Genomic DNA, 19,851 nt, shown 5'->3' on the forward strand with positions numbered 1-19,851 from the left:
CCGATCCCGCCGCCTCCCCCTGCTCGTATGCGGGAAGGCGGGACCATTCGGCCGGCTCGCGGGTTGGCCGGCGGCGAGGCGCGCTCCGCCGATCCGGTCTGGCTACGAGCAGGAGCCGTCTTCGCTGTCGGGCGGGCGGAGGGGCGCGACAGGCGACGGCTCCGATAAGGGGCATCAGCGCGCGGAGATCGCCTTCACCACCGCCTGATTCGGCGCGATGTAGCGCTGGAAGTAGGTTTTTCCCCGCGCCTGCGCCTCCTGGATCTGGGCCCGGTCGAGCAGGCCCGCGGCCTGGATCGCGTTGGCCATGGCGGATTCGTCCATGATCGAGGCGTGGGTGGCCGGGTAGATCCAGGCCATGCCCTCGACCGGATCGCGCGGCACGCCCTTGCCCTCGATGGTGAGGATGCCGAGTTCGTTGCCGGCCTTGTAGTGGCCGCGCTTGGCCGCCCACTCGTACCAGCGGGCGGCCTGGGTGGGGTCGGGCGCGGTGCCCTGCCCCTTGCGATAGGCTTGGCCCAAGTTGAAGGCGGCGAGCACGCTGCCGCCCTCCGCCGCCTGCCGGTAGTAGTCGAAGGCGCGGGCCGGATCAGCCGGCACGGCGCGTCCCTCCGCGTAGGCGACGCCGAGATTGTAGAGCGCCTGCGGGTCGCCCTTCGCCGCGCCCGCCTCGAAGGCGCGCATCGCCGCCGGATAGTCGCCCCGGGCATAGGCCTTGATGCCCTGCCCGACCTGCGCCGAGGCGGAACTGCCGAACAGGGCGGCGAGGATGCCGAAGATGCCTGCCGATGCCCTCATCCGACCCATGCCGCCCCACCCCATGCTCACTCAGCCGCGGCCTTGCGGTCCGTCAGGAAGGCCGCGTGCTCGGCCACCAGCGCGCCGCTCAACGCCTTCTCGATCAGTGCCCGGGTGCCGGCCACGCCGTAGAGCGCGATGAACGAGCCGAAGCGCGGTCCCTGCGCCTCGCCGAACAGCACGGTGTAGATCGAGGCGAACCACGTCTTCGACACGCCCGGCCGGCCGTCCGGGCTCTTGGCCTTGCCCGAGAGGTCGGGGAAGTGGCGCCGGCCGACCTCGTAGACCACCGCCTGCAACGCCTCCGGATCGGTCGAGCCCTCCTGATTCTTCAGCGTGTCGGCGAGGTCGCGCAGGGCCGCGGCCTCCTCCTCGGTCGGGGCGCGGTACTGCTTCTGCGGCCGTACGAAGTGGCGATAGTAGGCGAGCGCCCGCGTCACGAGGCCGGCGAGCCGCGGATGCGTGTCCGGCCCGACGCTCGGGGCGTAGCGGCGGATGAAGCCCCACAGCACCGCCTCGTCCTCGGCATTGGCCACGGCGACGAGGTTCAGGAGCATGCCGAACGACAGGGTGGTGCCGGCATCGTCGATCGTCTCGACCGCCGGCGGTGCGCCCGCGTGCAGGTGCCAGACCGGGTTGCCGAGCCGGTGCTTCGCCTCCTGGCCGGCGAAGCGGCCCAGGAAATTGTCGTACTCGTCGACGTGGCGCGGGATCACGTCGAAGAACAGGCGCTTGGCCTCGCGCGGCTTGTTGTACATGAACAGCGCGAGCGACTCGGGCGTGGCGTAGGTGAGCCACTCGTCGATGGTCAGGCCGTTGCCCTTCGACTTCGAGATCTTCTGGCCCTTCTCGTCGAGGAAGAGTTCGTAGTTGAAGCCTTCCGGCGGCTCGGCGCCGAGCGCGCGGGCGATCTGGCCCGAGAGCTTGACCGAATCGATCAGGTCCTTGCCGGCCATCTCGTAATCGACGCCGAGCGCGACCCAGCGCATCGCCCAGTCGGGCTTCCATTGCAGCTTGGCGTGGCCGCCGGTCACCGGCGTCTCGTAGGCCTCGCCCGTCGCCGGGTCGCGCCAGACGATGGTGCCGGACGAAGGCCGCACCGCGTCGATCGCCACCTGCATGACGTGGCCGGTGACGGGGTGGACGGGCAAGAACGGCGAGTAACTCGCCGAGCGCTCGGCCCGCAGCGAGGGCAGCATGATCGCCATCACCGCATCGTAGCGTTCCAGCACGAGGCGCAACGCGTCGTCGAACACGCCGGAGCGGTAGCATTCGGTGGCCGAGCGGAACTCGTAGTCGAAGCCGAAGGCGTCGAGGAAGCGGCGCAGCTCCGCGTTGTTGTGGTGGCCGAAGCTCTCATGCGTGCCGAACGGATCGGGCACCTTCGTCAGCGGCAGGTTGAGCGCGTCGCGCAGTTGCTCGCGGTTCGGCACGTTGTCCGGAACCTTGCGCAGGCCGTCCATGTCGTCCGAGAAGGCGATCAGCCGGGTCGGCACCGCGTCCCTGGTCAGCACGCGGAAGGCGTGGCGCACCATCGAGGTGCGGGCGACCTCGCCGAAGGTGCCGATATGCGGCAGGCCCGAGGGGCCGTAGCCGGTCTCGAACAGCACCTCGCCCTTCGGCTTCCTCTCCAGCCGCGCCACGAGCTTGCGCGCCTCCTCGAACGGCCAGGCGGCGGCGGAGACGGCAGCCTCCAGGATATCGGGGTCGAGACGAAGGGGCGCGGACATCGGACAAGGCTTTTCGGGGTCGAGACGGGCGCCGCGCCGGCCATCCGGGCCGGGGCGCGAGAGCGGGCAACCTATGGAGCGGGCGGGCCGGGGTCAACGCGATTGCCCCGGCCCATTGCTGCGAAGGGCTTGTCAGAGACGATCGTCCCCTCCGCCGCCCTCATCCTGAGGGCGAGGGTTGGATCGAGCGAACTCCGGAAAACTATCCCCGCCCGAGCGCCAAGAGCCATCCCACCGTGGTGGCGGCGGCAGCCAGCGTCGAGACCAGCACGGCGGCGGCGACGAGGCCCTGCTCGCTCCTGTAGCGCATGGCGAGCAGGTAGGCGTTGATGCCCACCGGCATCGCCGCGAACAGAACGGCGACACCGGCATAGGCCGGCGGCATGGTGAAGACGTGGAAGGCGAGGAGGTAGACCGCGAGCGGGTGCAGCCCGAGCTTGAGCGCCGCGACCACGCTCGCGCCGGCGAGATCGTGCAGCACCTTGTAGCGGGTCAGCCCGGCACCCAGCGCGATCAGCGCGCAGGTCGAGGCGGTGCCGCCGAGCGAGTCGACCAGCGCCTTCGGGATGCCGGAGAGCGAGAGCCCCGTCGCCTTCATCGCCATGCCGACGGCGAGCGCCAGGAAGATCGGGTTCTTGGCGAGCACGAGGCCGAGCGCCTTCAGCCGCTGGCCCAACGGGCGACCGCCCTCCGATTCGATCAGGAAGGTCGCCGCACCCATCATCAGCGGCAGGTGGACGGCGAGCAGCATGAACAGCGGGAAGGCACCCGATTCGCCGTAGGCCTGGAGAATCATCGGCACGCCGACGAAGACCGTGTTCGACTGGCTGGCGGCGAAGCCGTGCAGCACGGCGCCGCGCCGGTCCACGCCCTCGGTGCGGCGCCCGATCAGCGAACCGGCGGCCCAGGCGACCGCCGCTCCGCCGAAATAGCTGACCCAGTAGCCCCAGGCGATCTCGCCGGTCAGGCCCGGCCGCGTCAGCGTCGAGACGATCAGCGCCGGCACGGCCAGGGAGAAGACGTATTCCGACAATCCCTCCCCGACCCGCTCGGAGATGATCTTCGCCAGCGAGGCCAGCCAGCCGACGAGCACGAGGCCGAAGATCGGGATGATCAGGGTGAGCGCCGTCATCGGTCGGACATGTCCTGTCGACAGGTGCCTCGTCGAACGGAAAAGGCCACCGGGCGCCCGTGCGCGACCGGTGGCCTCCCGAATTTTCCGGACGGATCGGGCTGCGACGAGCCCGGGCGCTTACGCCGCGGCGGGCGTCGCGGCCTCGGCGAGCTTCTTCTCGATGTCGCGCTTGAGCAGGCGGGCGGTCTGCGACAGCTCGATCTCGCGGGCCTTGATGAGGAAGGCGTCGAGGCCGCCGCGGTGCTCGACCGAGCGCAGGGCGTGAGCGGTCACCCGCAGGCGGACGCGGCGGTTGAGGGCCTCCGACTGCAGCGTGACGTTGCAGAGGTTCGGCAGGAACCGGCACTTGGTCTTCCGGTTCGAGTGGCTCACGAGGTGACCGACCTGAACGGCCTTGCCCGTGAGTTCGCAGCGACGCGACATCGTTACAGTCCTGTCAACGTTGGGCCGGGTCTCGGCGCTGAAGCGTTTCGGCAATGCCACACGGCTCTCGCGCCGAGGGCGTCGAACCCTCGCGACAATCGATACCGGCGGAGTCCCATGGAAGTGGCGAGCCTATAGGAGAGACCCACCGGATTCGTCAAGGTCGGAGGGCGAAGATCTTCCGCTTACCGGATCGCCGTCCGCGCAAGCTGCCGACCGGGGGGCTGGTCGAGGGGCTGGCTCGATGCCTGCGCCGTCTTCGGGCCGCTGCGCCGGGCAGCCATGGCGCGCAGTTCCGCCACGTTGGCCGCCGCTTCCGCCGGACCGAGATCCTGCGTCAGCACGCGCTCGGCCTCGTCGTAGCGGCCTTTCAGGCCGAGCACGAGGGCGAGGTTCTGGCGGACCCGGGCATCGGCCCCGGGCTGGGCGGCGGCCAGGCGCAGGGTCGTCTCCGCCGCGTCGAGATGGCGGGCGAGCGCGTAGGACAGGCCCAGATTCGACAGGACGCGCGGCTCGTTCGGGACGATCTTGAGGGCGGCGTCGTAGAGGCCCTGGGCGCGGGCGTGATCGCCGGTCTGGTCGGCCACCATGCCCTGCGCCGAGAGCACGCGCCAATCGGGCTGGGCCGGGCTGTGGGCGTTCTGGAGAACCTCGTTGGCCTCCTGATAGCGCCCGGCATCGGCGAGGCTCTTGCCGTAGGCCGCGAGCACCGCCTTGTCCTTCGGATTGCGCAGGGCGACCTGCTGCATCACCGCGGCGGCCTGGGATTTCTGGTCGGTCGCCCGCAGGGCCGCGGCGTAGCGCATGGCGTTGCGCACGTCCCCCGGCTCCGACGCGTAGCGCGCGGCCAGGGCATCGATCTCGGCGCGGGCCGAGCGCCCGGGGCGGTCCGCCCCGAGCAGGCCGAGGCCGCCGATCGAGCCCGTGGTCTCGGGCGAGCGGCTCTGGCAGCCGGCGAGGCCGAGTCCGATCAGGGCGAGCGCGAGCAGGCGCCGGGTCAGGACTGCGCCGGGCCGGCTCGGGAGCGCGCCGCAGGTGCCGGTCATCTCGATCGTCTCCGCAAACAGGCGGCGCTTGCGCCGTGCCGATGGCGGGGTGATAGAACGTTAACCCTAATGGCCGGTTAAGCTTGTTTTCCATGACGGACACTCGCGTTCAGGAGGAGCCCGCGCTCCTCGATGCCGCTGCCGACGCGGTTTCGATCCGCTGCGTGACGGCCGAGGATTGGCCGGCCGTCGAGGCGGCGCTGCCGTCGCTTCAGCGCCGCTTCGCCGCCGCCACCGGCTTCGCGCCGCAGGCCGGCAGCGTGGCGCTGCTGCCGGGCGAGACCGGCGCACTGGGACTGGTCCTGCTCGGCCTCGGCGAGGGGCAGGCGCCGGCCCGCGACCGCTTTCTCGCCGGCAAGCTGCCGGCCGCCCTCCCCTCCGGCGATTACCGCTTCGAGCCGTCCGACGGCTTCGACGCGGGCGAGGCGGCCCTGGCGTGGCTGCTCGGCAGCTACCGGTTCGAGCGCTACCGCAAGCCGGGCAAGCCGCGCCCGCGCCTCGTCGCCCCCGAGGGCGTCGATGCGGCGGCGCTCGGGCGGGTCGCGGCGGCGGTCGCATCCGGACGCGACCTCGTCAACACACCCGCGAACGACCTCGGACCGGCCGAACTCGAAGGGGCCGTCCGGGCCCTCGCCGAGCGGTTCGGCGCGGCGGTCTCCGTCACCCTGGGCGCGGACCTGGAGAAAGGATTCCCTCTCGTCCACGCCGTCGGCGCCGCCTCGCCCCGGGCGCCGCGGCTCATCGACCTGACCTGGGGCCCGGCCGAGGCGCCGCGGGTGACGCTCGTCGGCAAGGGCGTCGTGTTCGATACCGGCGGCCTCGACGTCAAGCCCGCCTCCAACATGCTCCTGATGAAGAAGGACATGGGCGGGGCGGCCGCGGCGCTCGCCGCCGCCGAGATGATCATGGGCGCCGGCTTGGCCGTCCGGCTGCGGCTGATCGTGCCGAGCGTCGAGAACGCGATCGCCGGCGACGCCTTCCGCCCCGGCGACGTGATCCGCTCCCGCGCCGGCCTCACCGTCGAGATCGGCAACACCGACGCGGAGGGCCGGCTGATCCTCGTCGATGCCCTGACCCTGGCCGACGCGGACGCACCGGACCTCCTCATCGATTTCGCGACGCTGACCGGAGCCGCCCGCGTCGCGCTCGGTCCCGACCTGCCGGCTTTCTTCACCGAGGACGCGGCGCTGGCGCAGGCGGTGGCGGCGGCGGGCGAGCGCGTCAACGATCCGGTCTGGCGCCTTCCGCTGCACGCCCCCTACGCGAGCCTGCTCGATTCGAAGGTCGCCGACCTCAACAACGCGCCCGGCGGCCCCTTCGCCGGAGCGATCACCGCCGCCCTGTTCCTGCGCCGCTTCGCCCCCCGGACCCGGGCGCACGTGCATTTCGATCTCTTCGGCTGGAACCCCGCGACCAAGCCCGGCCGCCCGGAAGGCGGCGAGGTCCAGACCGCCCGCCTCGCCTTCGCGCTGGTGTCCGAGCGACACGCCCGCAGGGGCTGACGGCACCGAGCTCGCCCCGCCGTCGAGGCGAGGTGTGGCCGGCGTTGCCGGCAGGCAGGGTTTCGGTGACGTGACGGCCTCATTCTGCACTCGGCGCGGTGCTGGATTGCTTCGGCTTCGCCTCGCAATGACGGAGGAACAGACCCGCACCGTCATTGCGAGCCGTCAGGCGAAGCCATCCAGGACCGCAACGGTTTCGGTTTCGCGCACCCGCATCGGTGGGATAACCCGAAAACCGGATCGATCGGTGAGACTCAGCGTCCGCGGGCCGATTTCGAGGGGTCCGGCAGCCGGTGCTCCTGCATCCGCGCCACGCTCGGCGGCAGGCCCTCCTCCGGTCTCGCCGAGCCGGTGAGGCCAGGCCCGGTTTCCGAAGGTGCATCGCGACCGCGCTCGAACGCCCAGCCCGCATTCACGCCAGCGTAGAAGCCGGTGAAGTCCTCTGCCGCAGCCGGAATCGCCATCGACAGGAGCAGGCCGACCGCGCTCGCCATCCGCCGCATCGCATCCCCTTCGCCATCGAAGCCTGCCACGACCGGGCCAAAAGAAAACGGCGGCCCCGAGGCCGCCGCTTCCGTCGTCCGGGATACGTCGATCAGTAATCGACGCTGATGCTCTGTGCCTCGCGGCCCTTCTGGCCCTCGACCACGCCGAGGGTGACCTGCTGGCCCTCGGCGAGGGAGTCGAGGCCGGCGCGCGACAGGGCGGAGCGGTGCACGAACACGTCCTTGCCGCCGTCGTTGACCGAGACGAAGCCGAAGCCCTTGGCCGGATCGTACCACTTCACGGTGCCGGTCATCTCGACCGACGGGCCGGACGCGAAGCGTCCGCCGCCGCCACCGCCGCCACCGAAGCGGTCACGGCCGCCGCCGAAGCGGTCGCCACCACCGAACCGGTCGCCGCCGCCGCCGCCGAAGCGGGGGCCCGCCTCGCGCCGCGGCGGAGCCGCCTCGGCCGTGGAGGTGTCGACGCTGTTCACGGCCGTGACCTGCGGGCCCTTCTGGCCCTGAGCGGTCTGGACCGTCAGGCGGGTGCCGGGCAGGAGGTCGTCGTGACCGGCGGCCTCGACCGCGCGGATGTGGAGGAAGGCATCGCCGGAGCCGTCGCCGAGCTCCACGAAGCCGAAGCCCTTCTCCTTGTTGAACCACTTCACCGTGGCGTCCCGCTCCGGGCCCGTCGGGGCCGCCGGCGCGCCGCGGGCCGGACCGCGGTCGAAACCGCCGCCGCCACCGAAACCGCCGCCACCACCGCCGAAGCGGTTGCCGCCGCCGCCGAAGCGGTCACCGCCGCCACCGTATCCACCGCTGTTCGGGGGCAGTTCGTCCGGCCACCGCGGCTCGGCACCACCCTCGTCGAAGCCGCGCTTCTGCGGCCCCCTGAAATCACGACCACGTCCCATTGAAAGCTCGCAAAAACCGTCCGCCCGCCAAGTTCTCGAATACCGCGTGCGCGCTATCTCGAGACAGCCCACGCCCCGCACTATCATCCCCCCGGCTGCGGCCACCGGGAGCAATGCCTCAGGTCTGACGCAATCCCGTCCATACCGCAAGGATCTTCTAACCGATCCGTGCTTCGGGCTCCGCATTTTCGCGGTGAAACTGCGATAAGTCCCCCCTTTGGGCCGTGCGAGAGCGGCGAATCCGGATTGTCCGCAAGCTTGACGGGCGCGTTCGATTCTCCGCGAAGGATTCCGGGGCGGCGGCAGCGCCTTAGGAAAGCGCAAACCGGCGCGTGCCTAGGATGGGATCCGAAGCGCTGCCGATGATCGCAACCCCGACCTTCCCGGATCTCTCCGCCCTCGTCGTGGACGAGAGCCTCTACATTCGCCGCATCGTGCGCGACATGCTGATGCGCGTCGGCATCAAGCGCGTGCTGGAGGCGCCCGACGGCGCGGAAGCGCTCGGCGTGCTGGCCGAGAGCAAGCCGGACCTCACCATCATCGATTGGGATCTGGCGATCCTGTCGGGGGAGGAGTTCATCCGGCTGGCCCGCACGCCGGCCACCTCGCCCTCGCCGACGGTGCCGATCATCCTGATGCTGGCCCAGCCGCGCCGCAACGTCGTCGACCGGGCGATCGCGCTCGGCGTCAACGAGATCATCGCCAAGCCGTTCTCGCCCAAGACCCTGTGGTCGCGGCTCGACGAGGTGATCAACCGGCCGCGGCCGTTCTCGCAGGTGAAGAGCCTGCTGCGCCCGTTGCCCCGCGCCAGCGGTCTCGCGAAGATGGGGCTCGGCTGAGCGGAGCGCGAATTCCTCGACCCGCACGAAGCTCAGGCACGGGGCAGGCGCGGCCGATGAACCCGACCGAAGCGGTCGGCCGGCGGCGTCTCGATGTCGAAGCCCGACAACGCACCGATGCCGCCCGCCTCGTCGAGGCCGCGCTCGGTCACGCCGATGCGGTAGGCGTTCTCACCCGGGACGATGGTGTAGAGGTAGTAGGAGGCGCGCCGGTTGGTGAGCAGGGTGCGCGCCGAGGCCGAGGGCGCGCCCACCACCGGCACCCGCCGACCCTCCGGCCCGGCGATATGGGCGACCGTGCCGACATGATTGTGCCCGTGCAGGATCAGGTCGGCACCGGCCCGGCCGATCATCGCCGCGAAATCGGCCGCGTCCTTCAGTTCCCGCCCGGAAGCCGCGCCGCCGGGATGGGGCGGGTGGTGGATCATCACCACGCGGCAGGGGCGTTCCGGCATCCCGGCGAGATCCCGCAGCAGGCGCTCGGCCGCGGCGATCTGAACCGGGCCGAGCCGCCCGCTCGCCACGAACGGCTTGGTCGGGATCGCCGAGGACAGCCCGATCAGGGCGAGCGGCCCGCGCCGGCGCAGATAGGGGAAGGTGCGGGCCTGCCCGTCGTCGGCCGCGGTCCACTCGCCGCAGGCCGTGAGCAGACCCTCCAGCGAGCCGCGGACATAGGCGTCATGGTTGCCCGGCACGAAGCTGACCCGCTCCGCCGGGCCCAGGGCTTCCAGGAAGAGGCGGGCGGTCGCCCACTCGTCCGGCAGGCCGAGATTGCACAGGTCGCCGGTGCAGGCGACGTGATCGGCCCCCTGGCCGTGCAGATCGGCGACGAGGGCGCCGAGGAGGTCCATGTCGTGGTGGCGCCCGCGGCCCCGGCGCCAGTTGACGTAGCCGGTCGCCCGCTTGCTGAGGAGCTGGCGCAGGCGAGGCCGCGGCAGCGGCCCGATATGCGGGTCGGTGAGGTGAGCGAGGCGGAACATGGGGGCCACCGCATCGCGGCAACGCGCGTCCGCGTCAACATTCGGTCACCCTGCCGCAGCGATGTGGGTGACCGGCCGCGCCGAACATGTCATAACTTAAGTTAAGCTGAGACGTCGGGTCCGTTGCCCGGCCGCAGGGCCGGGGCTAGACAGCCGCCGTCCGACCGACCCGCGCCGCATCGGCGCGGAGAACGGCCGGCCTCGGGCAACCAGTGAAGCGGGGCAGAGCGGTCCGACCCATGGGCCTGATCAAGACCATCGGCCGCAAGCCCGGCGTCCAGCGGGTGCTCGGCATCGCCGCCTCGGGCTATCTCCGGCTCGTCCGGCGCACCAACCGCTTCACCGTCGAGCCGGCGGACGCCTATGCGCGCCTCGACGCGTTCGGGCCGTTCATCGCCGCGATGTGGCACGGCCAGCACATCATGATCTCGTTCATGCGCCGGCCGCAGGACCGGGTCGCGACGATCATCTCCCGCTCGCCGGACGGCAACATCAACACCATCGCCCTGACCCGGATGGGGGTGCGGGTGATGCGCGCCTCCGGTGCCCGCGGGCGCGCGGTGCGCGACGCCCGCGCCAAGGGCGGCGCCGAGGGATTGCGCGCCATGGTGAAGGCGCTGAAGGGCGGCGAGACCGTCGCCTTCTCGGCCGACGTGCCCAAGGTCTCGCGGGTCTGCGACGCGGGCATCGTCATGCTCGCGCGCTTCTCCGGCTGCCCGATCGTGCCGGTGGCGGTGGTGACCAGCCGGCACATCCGCTTCAATTCCTGGGACCGGGCCTGCCTCGGCCTGCCCTTCGGCCGGGGCGCCATGGTGTTCGGCGAGCCGGTCTTCGTTCCGCGCGAGGTCACGCCCGAGGCCGCCGACGCCCTTCGGCAGCGCGTGCAGGCGGAACTGAACCGGGTCCACGACCGCGCCTATACCCTGGTCGGCCGGCCCGACCGGGTCGGCCATCGCCCCACCCCGCTTCCCGAATCGCAGGGCAGCCCGGCGTGAGGGTGCCGAAGCTGCCCGTTGCGCTGCGCGCCTACCGCTACGGGCTGTATCTCGGCGAACCGGCGATTGCCGGCCTGCTGGCGTGGCGCTCGCGCCGGGGCAAGGAGGATCCCGGCCGGCTGCGCGAGCGCCGCGGCCTGCCGGGCCGGGCCCGGCCGGTGGGGCATCTCGTCTGGATGCACGGGGCGAGCATCGGCGAGGCGCTCTCCCTCGTCGGGCTGGTCGAGGGCATGATCGCCCGCGGCTGCTCGGTGCTCGTCACCACGGGCACGCGCAGCGCCGCCGACCTCCTGAGCAAGCGCCTGCCGGCCGGTGCCGTGCACCAGTACATGCCCCTCGACGCGCCGCGCTGGATCGAGCGCTTCCTCGGGCACTGGCAGCCCGATCTCGCCATCGTCGCCGAATCCGAGATCTGGCCCAACACCATCGTCTCGCTGCACCGCCGCGGCATCCCGCTGGTGCTCGTCAACGGCCGGATGTCCGAGCGCTCGTTCAGGGCCTGGACCCGCTCGCCCGGCACCGCCCGGGCGCTCCTGTCGCGCATCGCCGTCTGCCTCGTGCAGACCCGTCAGGACGGCGAGCGCTTCGCCCGGCTCGGCGCGCCGCGCATCAGCGTGGTCGGCAACCTCAAATACGATTCGGCCGTGCCGCCGGCGGATGCCCAGCAACTCGCCTATCTCGGCGACATGATCGGCGACCGGCCGGTCTGGGTCGCGGCGAGCACCCATGCCGGCGAGGACGAGATCGTCGCCCGCGTCCATGCCCGGCTGAAGCCGCGCTTTCCCCGCCTGCTGACGGTGATCGTGCCGCGCCATCCCCGCCGCGGCGAGGAGGTGGCCCAGGTCGCCGCCGACGCCGGGCTGCGGGTGAGCCGGCGCGCCAAGGGCGGGCGCCCGCTGCCGTCGATCGACATCTACGTCGCCGATACGCTGGGCGAACTCGGCCTGTTCTACCGCCTCTGCCCGCTCGTCTTCCTCGGCGGCTCGCTGGTGCCGCATGGCGGCCAGAACCCGATCGAGCCGGTGCGCCTGGAAAGCGCGATCCTGCACGGGCCGCACGTTCACAATTTCCACGAACCCTACGGCGCCCTCGACACCGGGGGCGGGGCCCGTCCGGTCACCGACGAGGAGACGATGGTCGCGAGCGTGGCCGAACTGGTCGCCGACCCGCATCGCCTCGCGGCGATGGCCGCCCGGGGTCAGGCCGCGCTCCTGCCGTTCGAGGGGGCCGTGGGGCGCACCTTCGCCGTCCTCGAACCCTACGTCGCGCAGATGAAGCTGTCGGCGCGCGAGCGCGGCTGAGGCTCGCGGATGCGCCCGCCCGGCTTCTGGTCCCGGCCGCCGAGCCATCCCCTCGCCCGGCTGCTGGCGCCGGCCGGGCACCTCTACGGCGGCCTCGCCGCCAACCGGATGGACCGCCCCGGCAAGGCGGGCCCCTGCCCGATCCTGTGCGTCGGAAACTTCACCCTCGGCGGGGCCGGCAAGACGCCGACCGCGCTGGCGCTCGCCCGGTTCCTGCAAGATCTCGGGCGCCGGCCCGCCTTCCTCAGCCGCGGCTACGGCGGACGGCTCGCCGGGCCGCTCGTCGTCGATCCGGCGCGGCACGGCGCGGAGGAGACCGGGGACGAGCCGCTTCTGCTCGCGGCCGCCGCCGCCGCCATCGTCGCCCGCGACCGCCCGGCCGGCGCCCGGCTCTGCGCGGACGCCGGCGCCGACGTCATCGTCATGGACGACGGGTTGCAGAATCCGAGCCTGACCAAGACGCTCTCGCTCGCCGTCGTCGACGGCGGCGCGGGCCTCGGCAACGGCCTGCCCTTCCCCGCCGGACCGTTGCGGGCGCCGCTCGCGCGGCAATGGCCGCACGTCGCCGGGCTCGTGCTGATCGGCGACGGCGCCCCCGGCGCGGCCCTGGCCGCGGAGGCGGAACGCCGCGGCCTGCCCGTGCACCGGGCCCGTCTCGTCCCCGAGGGTGTCGAGGGCTGGGCCGGGCGCCGGGTCGTCGCCTTCGCCGGGATCGGGCGCCCGGAAAAGTTCTTCGACACCCTGCGCGGGCTCGGCGCCGAGATCGTGGCCGAACGGGCCTTCGCCGATCACCATCCCTTCCGGCCAAGCGAGCTGGCGGCGCTGGCGGCGCTCGCCGCGCGCGAGGAGGCCGGCCTCGTCACCACGGCGAAGGATGCGGTGCGTCTGCCGGCCGAGGCGCGTGCCGGGGTGCAGGTGCTGCGGGTCGCCCTCGCCTTCGACGACGAGGCGGACATCCGCCGACAGCTCGCCGCGGCGTTTCCGCCGCCCGCCTGACGGCTTTGCTCACCGGCGGGGACCGGGCGCGATCCGATACCAGCGAGAGACGACGTTGCCGGCCACCGACACCGGTGTCGCATTGCAGGTCGCCGTGCGCGCGCAGCACGGCCCGTCCCGCGAGCAGGTACGGGATCGTCAGCGGAACGCAGGTCGGCGCTGCCGCCATGAGCCGGGCGTCGCCCCGCGGCGTCCCGTTCCGTCGCAGCCGGCGCGTGGCTCGACGGGTCGATGGGCTCGGTGCCGGCCCGGAGGCCGACGCGCCGTCAACGGGCCGCACCGGCCTCCTTGAGCCGCTGCATCGCCGCCTCGGGGGTGGCGTAGGCCTCCTGCCGGTCGACGTCCCAGTAGCGCAGGGCGTCGAGGGCGATCGGCTCGCCGGTCACCGCGCAGCGCACGTAGGAGCCGGGCTTGGTCACCCGCATGGTGCCGTCGCCGTACTCGACCTTGGCCTCGCCGCCGGCCGATCCCCGATCGTAGCGTCCGAGCATGAGTTTCGCGCTCCCGGTGCCGCGCCCCTGCGCGTCCCGCCTGCCTTAGAAGGCGCGTGCCGCGCTGTCGACCATCTGCCCTCTCGACAGGCATGGGCACATCGGGCCAAACGAGGATCATGCCTCGCTCCCTGCCCCACGGTCCGCGCCCGTGACCGAGCCCGATCTCGACGGCCTGTTCCAGGCGGCCGCGGCGGTGCGGGGCCGGGCCCACGCGCCCTATTCCGGCTTCGCCGTCGGCGCGGCGCTGTCGGACGAGGCCGGGCGCATCCATGCCGGCTGCAACGTGGAGAACGCCGCCTACCCGGTCGGCACCTGCGCCGAGGCCGGCGCCGTCGCCGCGATGGTCGCGGCCGGCGGCAGGACGATCCGCGCGATCCTCGTGCTGGCCGACGGCCCCGCCCCGGTCACGCCCTGCGGCGCCTGCCGCCAGCGCATCCGCGAGTTCGCCGGCCCGGAGACGCCGATCCTCGCCGCCGGGCCCGAGGGCCTTCGCGCCCGGTTCACGCTGGAGGCGTTGCTGCCGGCCTCCTTCGGCCCGGAGCATCTCGCGCCATGACGGCCGAGGCGTCCGCCGTCGCGCATCTGCGGGCCGAGGGCTTCGCCGGGCCCTACGCCTGCGCCCTCGTCACGGGAACCGGGCTCGGCGCCCTGGTCGAGGCGGTCGAGGATCGCTTCGGCCTCGCCTACGAAGAGATCCCCGGCTTTCCCGCGCCCGGCGTCAGCGGGCATGGCGGGCGGCTGCATCGCGGGCGCCTCGCGGGGCGGCCGGTGCTGGTGTTCGAGGGCCGCGCCCACGCCTACGAGCGGGGCGATGCGGCGGCGATGCGCGTGCCGCTCGCCGCCGCGCGGGCTCTCGGTGCGGGCGCGCTCCTGCTCACCAATGCCTCGGGTTCGCTGCGGCCGGAAGCCGGCCCCGGCAGCCTCGTGATGCTGGCCGATCACATCAACCTGTCGGGCCTGCACCCGCTGATCGGCGAGCCGAGCGACGCCCGCTTCGTGCCGATGACGGACGCCTACGATCCCCGCCTGCGCGCCCATCTCCGGGCGGCGGCGGACGCGATCGGCCTGCCGCTGCCCGCCGGCGTCTACGCGTGGTTTTCCGGCCCGAGCTTCGAGACGCCCGCCGAGGTGCGGATGGCCGGCATCCTCGGCGCCGACCTCGTCGGCATGTCGACGGTGCCGGAAACGATCCTGGCCCGCTTCCTCGGCCTGCCCGTGGCCGCCGTCTCCGTGGTGACCAACCTCGCGGCGGGGATCGCGGGCGGCACGCCGCACCACGCCGAGACCAAGGCGGTGGCGGCCCGCGCCGGGGCGGATCTCGCCCGGCTCGCCGCCGCCTTCGTCGCCCGCCTGCCCGCCCCCCGAGGACACGGATGACCGCACCCGCTTCCCTCCCCCCGCAGGAGGCGGCCCGCGTGGCCCGCCGCGCCCTGCCGCTCCTCGATCTCACCGATCTGCGCGAGACCTGCACCGCCACTGCGGTCGCGGAACTCTGCGACAAGGCCCGTGCCGGCGGCGTCGCCTCGGTCTGCGTGTGGCCCCGCTTCGTCGCCGACGCGGTACGGGCGCTCGCCGGCAGCGACGTGCGTGTCGCCACGGTGGTCAACTTTCCCGATGGCGGCGAGGATCGTGCGAGCGCCGTCGCGGAGACGCGGGAGACGCTCGGGGCGGGCGCCGACGAGATCGATCTCGTCCTGCCCTACCGCGCCCTGATGCGCGGCGAGGCGGAGACCGCCCGCGCGATGGTCCGCGCCGTGCACGGGGCCTGCGGCGGACGGCTCCTCAAGGTCATCCTCGAGACCGGCGTCCTGGACGATCCCGACACCATCGCGGCGGCGAGCCGCCTCGCCCTCGAAGCCGGGGCCGACTTCATCAAGACCTCCACCGGCAAGACCCCGGTCTCGGCCACGCTCCCCGCCGCCGGGATCATGCTTTGCACGATCCGCGAACAGGGCGCTGCCCGGCCGGCCGGGCTCAAGGTGTCGGGCGGCCTGCGCCGGGTCGAGGACGCCGCCGCCTACCTCGCCCTCGCCGACCGGGTCATGGGGCCGGACTGGGTGAGCCCGGACACCTTTCGCATCGGTGCGAGCGCGCTGCACGCCGACCTCGTGCGCGCCGGGGAGGCCGCGCCGTGAGGCTCCCTCAGGAAATCATCCGCGACAAGCGCGACGGGCGCAGCCTGTCGCCGGACGACATCGCCGGCTTCATCGAAGGCCTCGCGCGGGAGCAGGTCACCGAGGGGCAGGCGGCGGCCTTCGCCATGGCGGTGTTCTTTCTCGGCCTCTCGCGCGACGAGCGCGTCGCCCTGACCCGCGCCATGACGCATTCGGGCACGGTGCTCGACTGGGATCTGCCCGGCCCGGTGCTCGACAAGCACTCCACCGGCGGCATCGGCGATACGGTGAGCCTCGCCCTGGCGCCGATGGTGGCGGCCTGCGGCGGCTACGTGCCGATGATCTCGGGGCGCGGGCTGGGGCATACCGGCGGCACCCTCGACAAGCTCGCGAGCATCCCCGGCTACGACGTGGCGCCCGGGCTCGATCGCTTTCGCACCGTCACCGCCGAGACCGGCTGCGCCATCATCGGCCAGACCGCCGATCTGGCGCCGGCCGACCGGCGCCTCTACGCCATCCGCGACGTGACCGGGACGGTGGAATCGCTCGATCTCATCACCGCCTCGATCCTCTCGAAGAAACTCGCGGCGGGGCTTCAGGGCCTCGTCATGGACGTGAAGACCGGTTCCGGCGCCTTCATGGCGCGGCCGGAGGAGGCGCGGGCGCTGGCCGAGAGCATCGTGACGGTGGCCAACGCCGCGGGGCTCACCACCCGCGCCCTCGTCACCGACATGGACGCGCCGCTGGCCTCGGCCGCCGGCAACGCGGTCGAGGTCGCCTACGCGGTCGATTACCTCACCGGACGCGCCCGCGAGCCGCGCTTCCACGCGGTGACGCTGGCGCTCGCCGCCGAGATGCTGGTGATCGGCGGCCTCGCCGGGGATGTCGCGGAGGCGGAAGGGCGCCTGACCGCGGCGCTCGATTCGGGGCGGGCCTGCGCGGCGTTCGCGCGGATGGTCGCGGCGCTCGGCGGTCCGGCCGACTTCGTGGAGGCGGCCGACCGCCACCTGCCGTCCGCGCCCGTGGTGCGGCCGGTGCGGGCCGGGGCGGCGGGCGTGGTCGAGCGCGTGGACACCCGCGCCATCGGCCTCGCGGTGATCGCTCTCGGCGGCGGCCGAACCCGGCCCCAGGACCCGATCGACGCCCGCGTCGGCTTCACCGCCCTCGCACGGCCCGGGGACCGGCTGGCCCCGGGCGACCCGCTCGCCACGGTGCACGCGGCCGACGAGGCGGCGGCGGATCGGGCGGAAGCGGGGCTGCGCGCGGCCTACCGGATCGGCGGGACGCCGCCGACGGTCCCTGCGGCGGTGATGGAGCGTCTCGGCTGAGCGCGCCGGCTTCGGCAGACGATGCCTCCGGGGAGGCGCCGGGCCGGCCTGCGCCCGGAGGGCGAGGCGTCATGCGAATGCTGTTTCCCGCGACGGAACGGTCTCATTCGGCTCGCGTCGCGATCTGGATCGCTTCGGCTCCGCCTCGCGATGACGGACAGGGTTCACCCACACCGTCATTGCGAGCCGTCAGGCGAAGCGATCCAGAAAGCGCGGCGGTCGCCGGCGTCTCGTCCTCCGCCTTCGCCAAGCACCGTGCCGTGGCACGATCGAAACCATGCCTACCAGTGACGGTGGTGGCCCCGGTGGCCGTGGTGATGGTGCCGGTGGCCCCAGTGGCGGCGGTGGTGGCCCCAATGACCGTGGTGGTGATGGCGGTGGCCCCAGTGGCGGGGATGGCGGCGGTGACCGAAATGGTGACGGTCCCACTGCACGGTTTCGACCGTCGCGTCCGAGGCGAGCGCCGCGGCGGGCGCGAGCGGGGCGGCCTCGGCGGCTCCGCCGAGCAGGCCGCCGGCCATCAGGGCGAGCGCGGCGAGCGCGAAGCGAGAGCGACCGGTCGAGGGGGTGTTCGACATGGTGTTGCCTCCTTTCAGACCGTTTCCGACGGCCTTGGAGGCGAAGCTAGAACGCGCCGTATGAACAACCACTGAGCATGCCGGGCACAACCGGACACACGCCGGCTCGGGCGCGCAAGGCTCTTGTTTTTGCATCGCCTTTTTCCGAAAGCCGGCAGCCACCTTTCGGGACGATGCTCTAGACGCTGCGAAGCTCCGGCCGCCGATAGACCCAGACGCGGGCCGGCGGCAGGTTGAGCCAGACCCGGTTGGAACGGCTCGCCGTGTAGCTGCCCGCCTCGCACTTGGCCGGGATCGGCGGCACCACCGCGTAGGTGAACTGCACGAAGGGCGCACCCGGATGCATCAGGTCGTGCGCCCCCTGAAGCAGGTCGAGGCGCTGCTCCAGCGGCTTGGTGAACAGCGGCAGGCTGGAGATCGTCGCGGCGCAGAGGCTGCCGAGCCGGTCGCGCAGCGTGTCGCGGATGCGGTAGGCGTCGCCGCAGATCACGGTCGCACCGGGAAAGCGGCGGCGCAGCAGCGTGCAGAAATCGGGGTTGAACTCGACGAGGACGAGCCGCTCCTGATCGAAGCCCCGGCGGACCAGCGCCTCGGTCACCGGTCCGGTGCCCGGTCCCAGCTCGATCACCGGGCCAGCCATCGCCGGGTCGGCATAGGCCGCCATGGTGCGGGCCAGCATCCGGCCCGAGGGTGTCACGGCACCGGTCACGAGCGGGCGCTCGAACCATGAACGCAGGAAGCGCGCCTCGTCCTCCAGGGGGTCTTTCCGCTCACGGATGACGCGTGTCGCGGCGACGGCTCGGGCGCTGGATCGGCGAAGCGGCGGCACGTCCGATGGTCCTCGGGTCATCATGGAAGGGACAGGCTAGACGACGAAAACCCGCGCTCAGTCAAGCTTCGCTGCACGGCGCGGCAGGCATACCCGCGGGCCATGAACCGTGGACCATGAACCGCGGGCATAACCGGCCGGGACACCGGTTCGATCCCAAGTCGACGATCGAGGTCCACGATCAAGCCCGGGTCGAACCGCTCACGAAGAAGTCACGCACCTTCGAGAAGAAGCCGGCGCTCTCCGGATGGTTCTCGTCGGAGGCCGACTGGTCGAATTCCTGCAGCAGTTCGCGCTGGCGCTTGGTCAGGTTCTGCGGCGTCTCGACCGAGACCTGGATGTAGAGGTCGCCGACTTCGCGCGAGCGCAGCACCGGCATGCCCTTGCCCTTGATGCGGAACTGCTTGGCGGTCTGCGTCCCGGCCGGGATGCGCACCTGGGTCTGCGAGCCGTCGATCACCGGCACCGTGATCTCGCCGGCGAGCGCCGCCGTCACCATCGAGATCGGCACGCGGCAGAACAGGTCCGCCCCATCGCGCTGGAAGAACGGGTGCGGCTTGATCGAGAGGAAGACGTAGAGGTCGCCCGGCGGGCCGCCGCGCAACCCGCTCTCGCCCTCGCCCGCGAGCCGGATGCGCAGGCCGTCATCGACGCCCGCCGGCACGTTGATCGAGAGCGTGCGCTCGCGGTTGACCCGGCCGGCGCCGGAGCAGGCCGTGCAGGGATCGTCCACCACCTCGCCGCGGCCGTGGCAGTTCGGACAGGTCCGCTCGATGGCGAAGAACCCCTGCGCCGCCCGCACACGGCCGTAGCCGCCGCAGGTCGAGCAGGTCCGCGGCTTCGAGCCGGCCTTGGCGCCCGTGCCCGAGCAGGCCTCGCAGGCGATCGAGGTCGGGATGCGGATCGTCTCGGCCTTGCCCGCGAACGCCTCTTCGAGGCTGATTTCGAGGTTGTAGCGCAGGTCGGCCCCGCGCTCGCGGCCCGGAGCGCCGCCCCGTCCGCGACCGGCGCCCGCCGCCCCCCGGCCGTCCCCGAAGAAATTCTCGAAGATGTCCGACATGAAGTCGCCGAACTCGTTGCCGAATCCGGGGCCGCCCGCCCCTCCCTGGCTGAAGGCGGCGTGGCCGAAGCGGTCGTAGGCCGCGCGCTTCTGGCCATCGGAGAGGCACTGATAGGCCTCGTTGACTTCCTTGAACTTGATCTCGGCTTCCTTGTCGCCGGGATTGCGGTCCGGGTGATGGACCATGGCGAGCTTGCGGAAGGCGATCTTCAGCTCGCTCTCGGTCACGGTCTTCGTGACGCCCAAGACCTCGTAGTAGTCCCGCTTCGACATTCCGGCCTCTGGAGCCTCTCGTTCGGGTCGG

At 72.4% G+C, this 19,851-nt stretch carries 21 protein-coding genes; 9 read left to right on the top strand and 12 right to left on the bottom strand.

All coding sequences use genetic code 11. The features are described from left to right. Positions 1-174: 174 nt before the first annotated feature. From PGN25_04500 to PGN25_04520, 5 genes are all read right to left on the bottom strand, one after another. Positions 175-798: a tetratricopeptide repeat protein gene (locus tag PGN25_04500; protein MEH3116873.1), complete on the bottom strand. Its 624-nt coding sequence runs from the start codon at positions 796-798 to the stop codon at positions 175-177. A 26-nt stretch (positions 799-824) separates the two neighbouring features. Next, positions 825-2,528, bottom strand: coding sequence for a lysine--tRNA ligase (locus PGN25_04505; GenBank protein MEH3116874.1), 1,704 nt, complete (start codon positions 2,526-2,528; stop codon positions 825-827). A gap of 202 nt (positions 2,529-2,730) precedes the next feature. Next, on the bottom strand, positions 2,731-3,660 hold the full coding sequence (locus tag PGN25_04510; GenBank protein ID MEH3116875.1) for an AEC family transporter: 930 nt from the start codon (positions 3,658-3,660) through the stop codon (positions 2,731-2,733). A gap of 120 nt (positions 3,661-3,780) precedes the next feature. Further along, the gene (gene rpmB, locus PGN25_04515; protein MEH3116876.1) at positions 3,781-4,086 is read right to left on the bottom strand and encodes a 50S ribosomal protein L28; all 306 of its coding nucleotides are present in this window, start codon (positions 4,084-4,086) and stop codon (positions 3,781-3,783) included. Positions 4,087-4,271: 185 nt separating this feature from the next. Next, positions 4,272-5,132 carry a hypothetical protein gene (locus tag PGN25_04520; protein MEH3116877.1) on the bottom strand — a complete coding sequence of 287 codons (861 nt, stop codon included), beginning with the start codon at positions 5,130-5,132 and terminating at the stop codon, positions 4,272-4,274. A gap of 92 nt (positions 5,133-5,224) precedes the next feature. On the opposite strand from PGN25_04520, the gene PGN25_04525 reads away from it, so the two are divergent. Next, positions 5,225-6,634 carry a leucyl aminopeptidase family protein gene (locus PGN25_04525; GenBank protein MEH3116878.1) on the top strand — a complete coding sequence of 470 codons (1,410 nt, stop codon included), beginning with the start codon at positions 5,225-5,227 and terminating at the stop codon, positions 6,632-6,634. A gap of 254 nt (positions 6,635-6,888) precedes the next feature. Here the strand turns inward: PGN25_04525 and PGN25_04530 are convergent, their stop codons facing one another. Further along, positions 6,889-7,137 carry a hypothetical protein gene (locus tag PGN25_04530; GenBank protein ID MEH3116879.1) on the bottom strand — a complete coding sequence of 83 codons (249 nt, stop codon included), beginning with the start codon at positions 7,135-7,137 and terminating at the stop codon, positions 6,889-6,891. Between the two features lie 92 nt (positions 7,138-7,229). After that, positions 7,230-8,033, bottom strand: a complete 804-nt coding sequence (locus tag PGN25_04535) for a cold shock domain-containing protein (GenBank protein ID MEH3116880.1) — start codon at positions 8,031-8,033, stop codon at positions 7,230-7,232. Positions 8,034-8,395: 362 nt separating this feature from the next. Here PGN25_04535 and PGN25_04540 point away from each other — a divergent pair, with 362 nt between their 5' ends. After that, entirely contained in the window at positions 8,396-8,872 is a 477-nt protein-coding gene (locus tag PGN25_04540; protein ID MEH3116881.1) for a response regulator, read from the top strand. Positions 8,873-8,904: 32 nt separating this feature from the next. Here the strand turns inward: PGN25_04540 and PGN25_04545 are convergent, their stop codons facing one another. Then, a complete protein-coding gene (locus PGN25_04545; GenBank protein MEH3116882.1) occupies positions 8,905-9,852 on the bottom strand; it encodes a metallophosphoesterase in 948 nt (315 codons plus the stop codon). Positions 9,853-10,091: 239 nt separating this feature from the next. Between PGN25_04545 and PGN25_04550 the strand changes: the two genes are divergently transcribed. From PGN25_04550 to lpxK, 3 genes are read left to right on the top strand one after another with little or no spacing between them, the layout of a single operon-like run. Continuing rightward, positions 10,092-10,847, top strand: coding sequence for a lysophospholipid acyltransferase family protein (locus tag PGN25_04550; GenBank protein MEH3116883.1), 756 nt, complete (start codon positions 10,092-10,094; stop codon positions 10,845-10,847). Continuing rightward, positions 10,844-12,148 (top strand): 3-deoxy-D-manno-octulosonic acid transferase, encoded by a 1,305-nt coding sequence (locus tag PGN25_04555; GenBank protein MEH3116884.1) that lies wholly within the window; start codon positions 10,844-10,846, stop codon positions 12,146-12,148. The genes PGN25_04550 and PGN25_04555 overlap by 4 nt, the downstream gene beginning before the upstream one ends. A gap of 9 nt (positions 12,149-12,157) precedes the next feature. Next, complete coding sequence (lpxK, locus tag PGN25_04560; protein MEH3116885.1) at positions 12,158-13,144, top strand: tetraacyldisaccharide 4'-kinase; 987 nt, start codon at positions 12,158-12,160, stop codon at positions 13,142-13,144. Between the two features lie 266 nt (positions 13,145-13,410). On the opposite strand, the gene PGN25_04565 is transcribed toward lpxK, so the two are convergent. Then, positions 13,411-13,635, bottom strand: coding sequence for a DUF2093 domain-containing protein (locus tag PGN25_04565; GenBank protein ID MEH3116886.1), 225 nt, complete (start codon positions 13,633-13,635; stop codon positions 13,411-13,413). Between the two features lie 151 nt (positions 13,636-13,786). On the opposite strand from PGN25_04565, the gene PGN25_04570 reads away from it, so the two are divergent. The 4 genes from PGN25_04570 to deoA are packed head-to-tail and all read left to right on the top strand — an operon-like array spanning position 13,787 to position 17,080. Next, complete coding sequence (locus PGN25_04570) at positions 13,787-14,194, top strand: cytidine deaminase (GenBank protein ID MEH3116887.1); 408 nt, start codon at positions 13,787-13,789, stop codon at positions 14,192-14,194. Then, the gene (locus tag PGN25_04575) at positions 14,191-15,015 is read left to right on the top strand and encodes a purine-nucleoside phosphorylase (protein MEH3116888.1); all 825 of its coding nucleotides are present in this window, start codon (positions 14,191-14,193) and stop codon (positions 15,013-15,015) included. Before PGN25_04570 ends, PGN25_04575 begins: the two co-directional genes overlap by 4 nt. Then, positions 15,012-15,773, top strand: coding sequence for a deoxyribose-phosphate aldolase (deoC, locus tag PGN25_04580; GenBank protein ID MEH3116889.1), 762 nt, complete (start codon positions 15,012-15,014; stop codon positions 15,771-15,773). Before PGN25_04575 ends, deoC begins: the two co-directional genes overlap by 4 nt. Beyond that, positions 15,770-17,080, top strand: a complete 1,311-nt coding sequence (gene deoA / locus PGN25_04585; protein ID MEH3116890.1) for a thymidine phosphorylase — start codon at positions 15,770-15,772, stop codon at positions 17,078-17,080. The genes deoC and deoA overlap by 4 nt, the downstream gene beginning before the upstream one ends. A 281-nt stretch (positions 17,081-17,361) precedes the next feature. Here the strand turns inward: deoA and PGN25_04590 are convergent, their stop codons facing one another. From PGN25_04590 to dnaJ, 3 genes are all read right to left on the bottom strand, one after another. Beyond that, the gene (locus PGN25_04590) at positions 17,362-17,658 is read right to left on the bottom strand and encodes a hypothetical protein (GenBank protein ID MEH3116891.1); all 297 of its coding nucleotides are present in this window, start codon (positions 17,656-17,658) and stop codon (positions 17,362-17,364) included. A 178-nt stretch (positions 17,659-17,836) separates the two neighbouring features. Beyond that, entirely contained in the window at positions 17,837-18,487 is a 651-nt protein-coding gene (locus tag PGN25_04595; GenBank protein ID MEH3116892.1) for a phospholipid methyltransferase, read from the bottom strand. Between the two features lie 181 nt (positions 18,488-18,668). Further along, positions 18,669-19,820: a molecular chaperone DnaJ gene (gene dnaJ, locus PGN25_04600; protein ID MEH3116893.1), complete on the bottom strand. Its 1,152-nt coding sequence runs from the start codon at positions 19,818-19,820 to the stop codon at positions 18,669-18,671. Positions 19,821-19,851: the final 31 nt, after the last annotated feature.

Origin of the sequence: Methylorubrum populi, from assembly GCA_036946625.1 — a bacterium.
Classification (GTDB): Bacteria; Pseudomonadota; Alphaproteobacteria; order Rhizobiales; family Beijerinckiaceae; genus Methylobacterium; species Methylobacterium populi_C.

Coding starts and splice junctions, on each gene's coding strand:
- PGN25_04500 (MEH3116873.1), bottom strand. CDS start 798: ATGAGGGCATCGGCAGGCATCTTCGGCATCCTCGCCGCCCTGTTCGGC.
- PGN25_04505 (MEH3116874.1), bottom strand. CDS start 2,528: ATGTCCGCGCCCCTTCGTCTCGACCCCGATATCCTGGAGGCTGCCGTC.
- PGN25_04510 (MEH3116875.1), bottom strand. CDS start 3,660: ATGACGGCGCTCACCCTGATCATCCCGATCTTCGGCCTCGTGCTCGTC.
- rpmB (MEH3116876.1), bottom strand. CDS start 4,086: ATGTCGCGTCGCTGCGAACTCACGGGCAAGGCCGTTCAGGTCGGTCAC.
- PGN25_04520 (MEH3116877.1), bottom strand. CDS start 5,132: ATGACCGGCACCTGCGGCGCGCTCCCGAGCCGGCCCGGCGCAGTCCTG.
- PGN25_04525 (MEH3116878.1), top strand. CDS start 5,225: ATGACGGACACTCGCGTTCAGGAGGAGCCCGCGCTCCTCGATGCCGCT.
- PGN25_04530 (MEH3116879.1), bottom strand. CDS start 7,137: ATGCGGCGGATGGCGAGCGCGGTCGGCCTGCTCCTGTCGATGGCGATT.
- PGN25_04535 (MEH3116880.1), bottom strand. CDS start 8,033: ATGGGACGTGGTCGTGATTTCAGGGGGCCGCAGAAGCGCGGCTTCGAC.
- PGN25_04540 (MEH3116881.1), top strand. CDS start 8,396: ATGATCGCAACCCCGACCTTCCCGGATCTCTCCGCCCTCGTCGTGGAC.
- PGN25_04545 (MEH3116882.1), bottom strand. CDS start 9,852: ATGTTCCGCCTCGCTCACCTCACCGACCCGCATATCGGGCCGCTGCCG.
- PGN25_04550 (MEH3116883.1), top strand. CDS start 10,092: ATGGGCCTGATCAAGACCATCGGCCGCAAGCCCGGCGTCCAGCGGGTG.
- lpxK (MEH3116885.1), top strand. CDS start 12,158: ATGCGCCCGCCCGGCTTCTGGTCCCGGCCGCCGAGCCATCCCCTCGCC.
- PGN25_04565 (MEH3116886.1), bottom strand. CDS start 13,635: ATGCTCGGACGCTACGATCGGGGATCGGCCGGCGGCGAGGCCAAGGTC.
- PGN25_04575 (MEH3116888.1), top strand. CDS start 14,191: ATGACGGCCGAGGCGTCCGCCGTCGCGCATCTGCGGGCCGAGGGCTTC.
- deoC (MEH3116889.1), top strand. CDS start 15,012: ATGACCGCACCCGCTTCCCTCCCCCCGCAGGAGGCGGCCCGCGTGGCC.
- PGN25_04590 (MEH3116891.1), bottom strand. CDS start 17,658: ATGTCGAACACCCCCTCGACCGGTCGCTCTCGCTTCGCGCTCGCCGCG.
- dnaJ (MEH3116893.1), bottom strand. CDS start 19,820: ATGTCGAAGCGGGACTACTACGAGGTCTTGGGCGTCACGAAGACCGTG.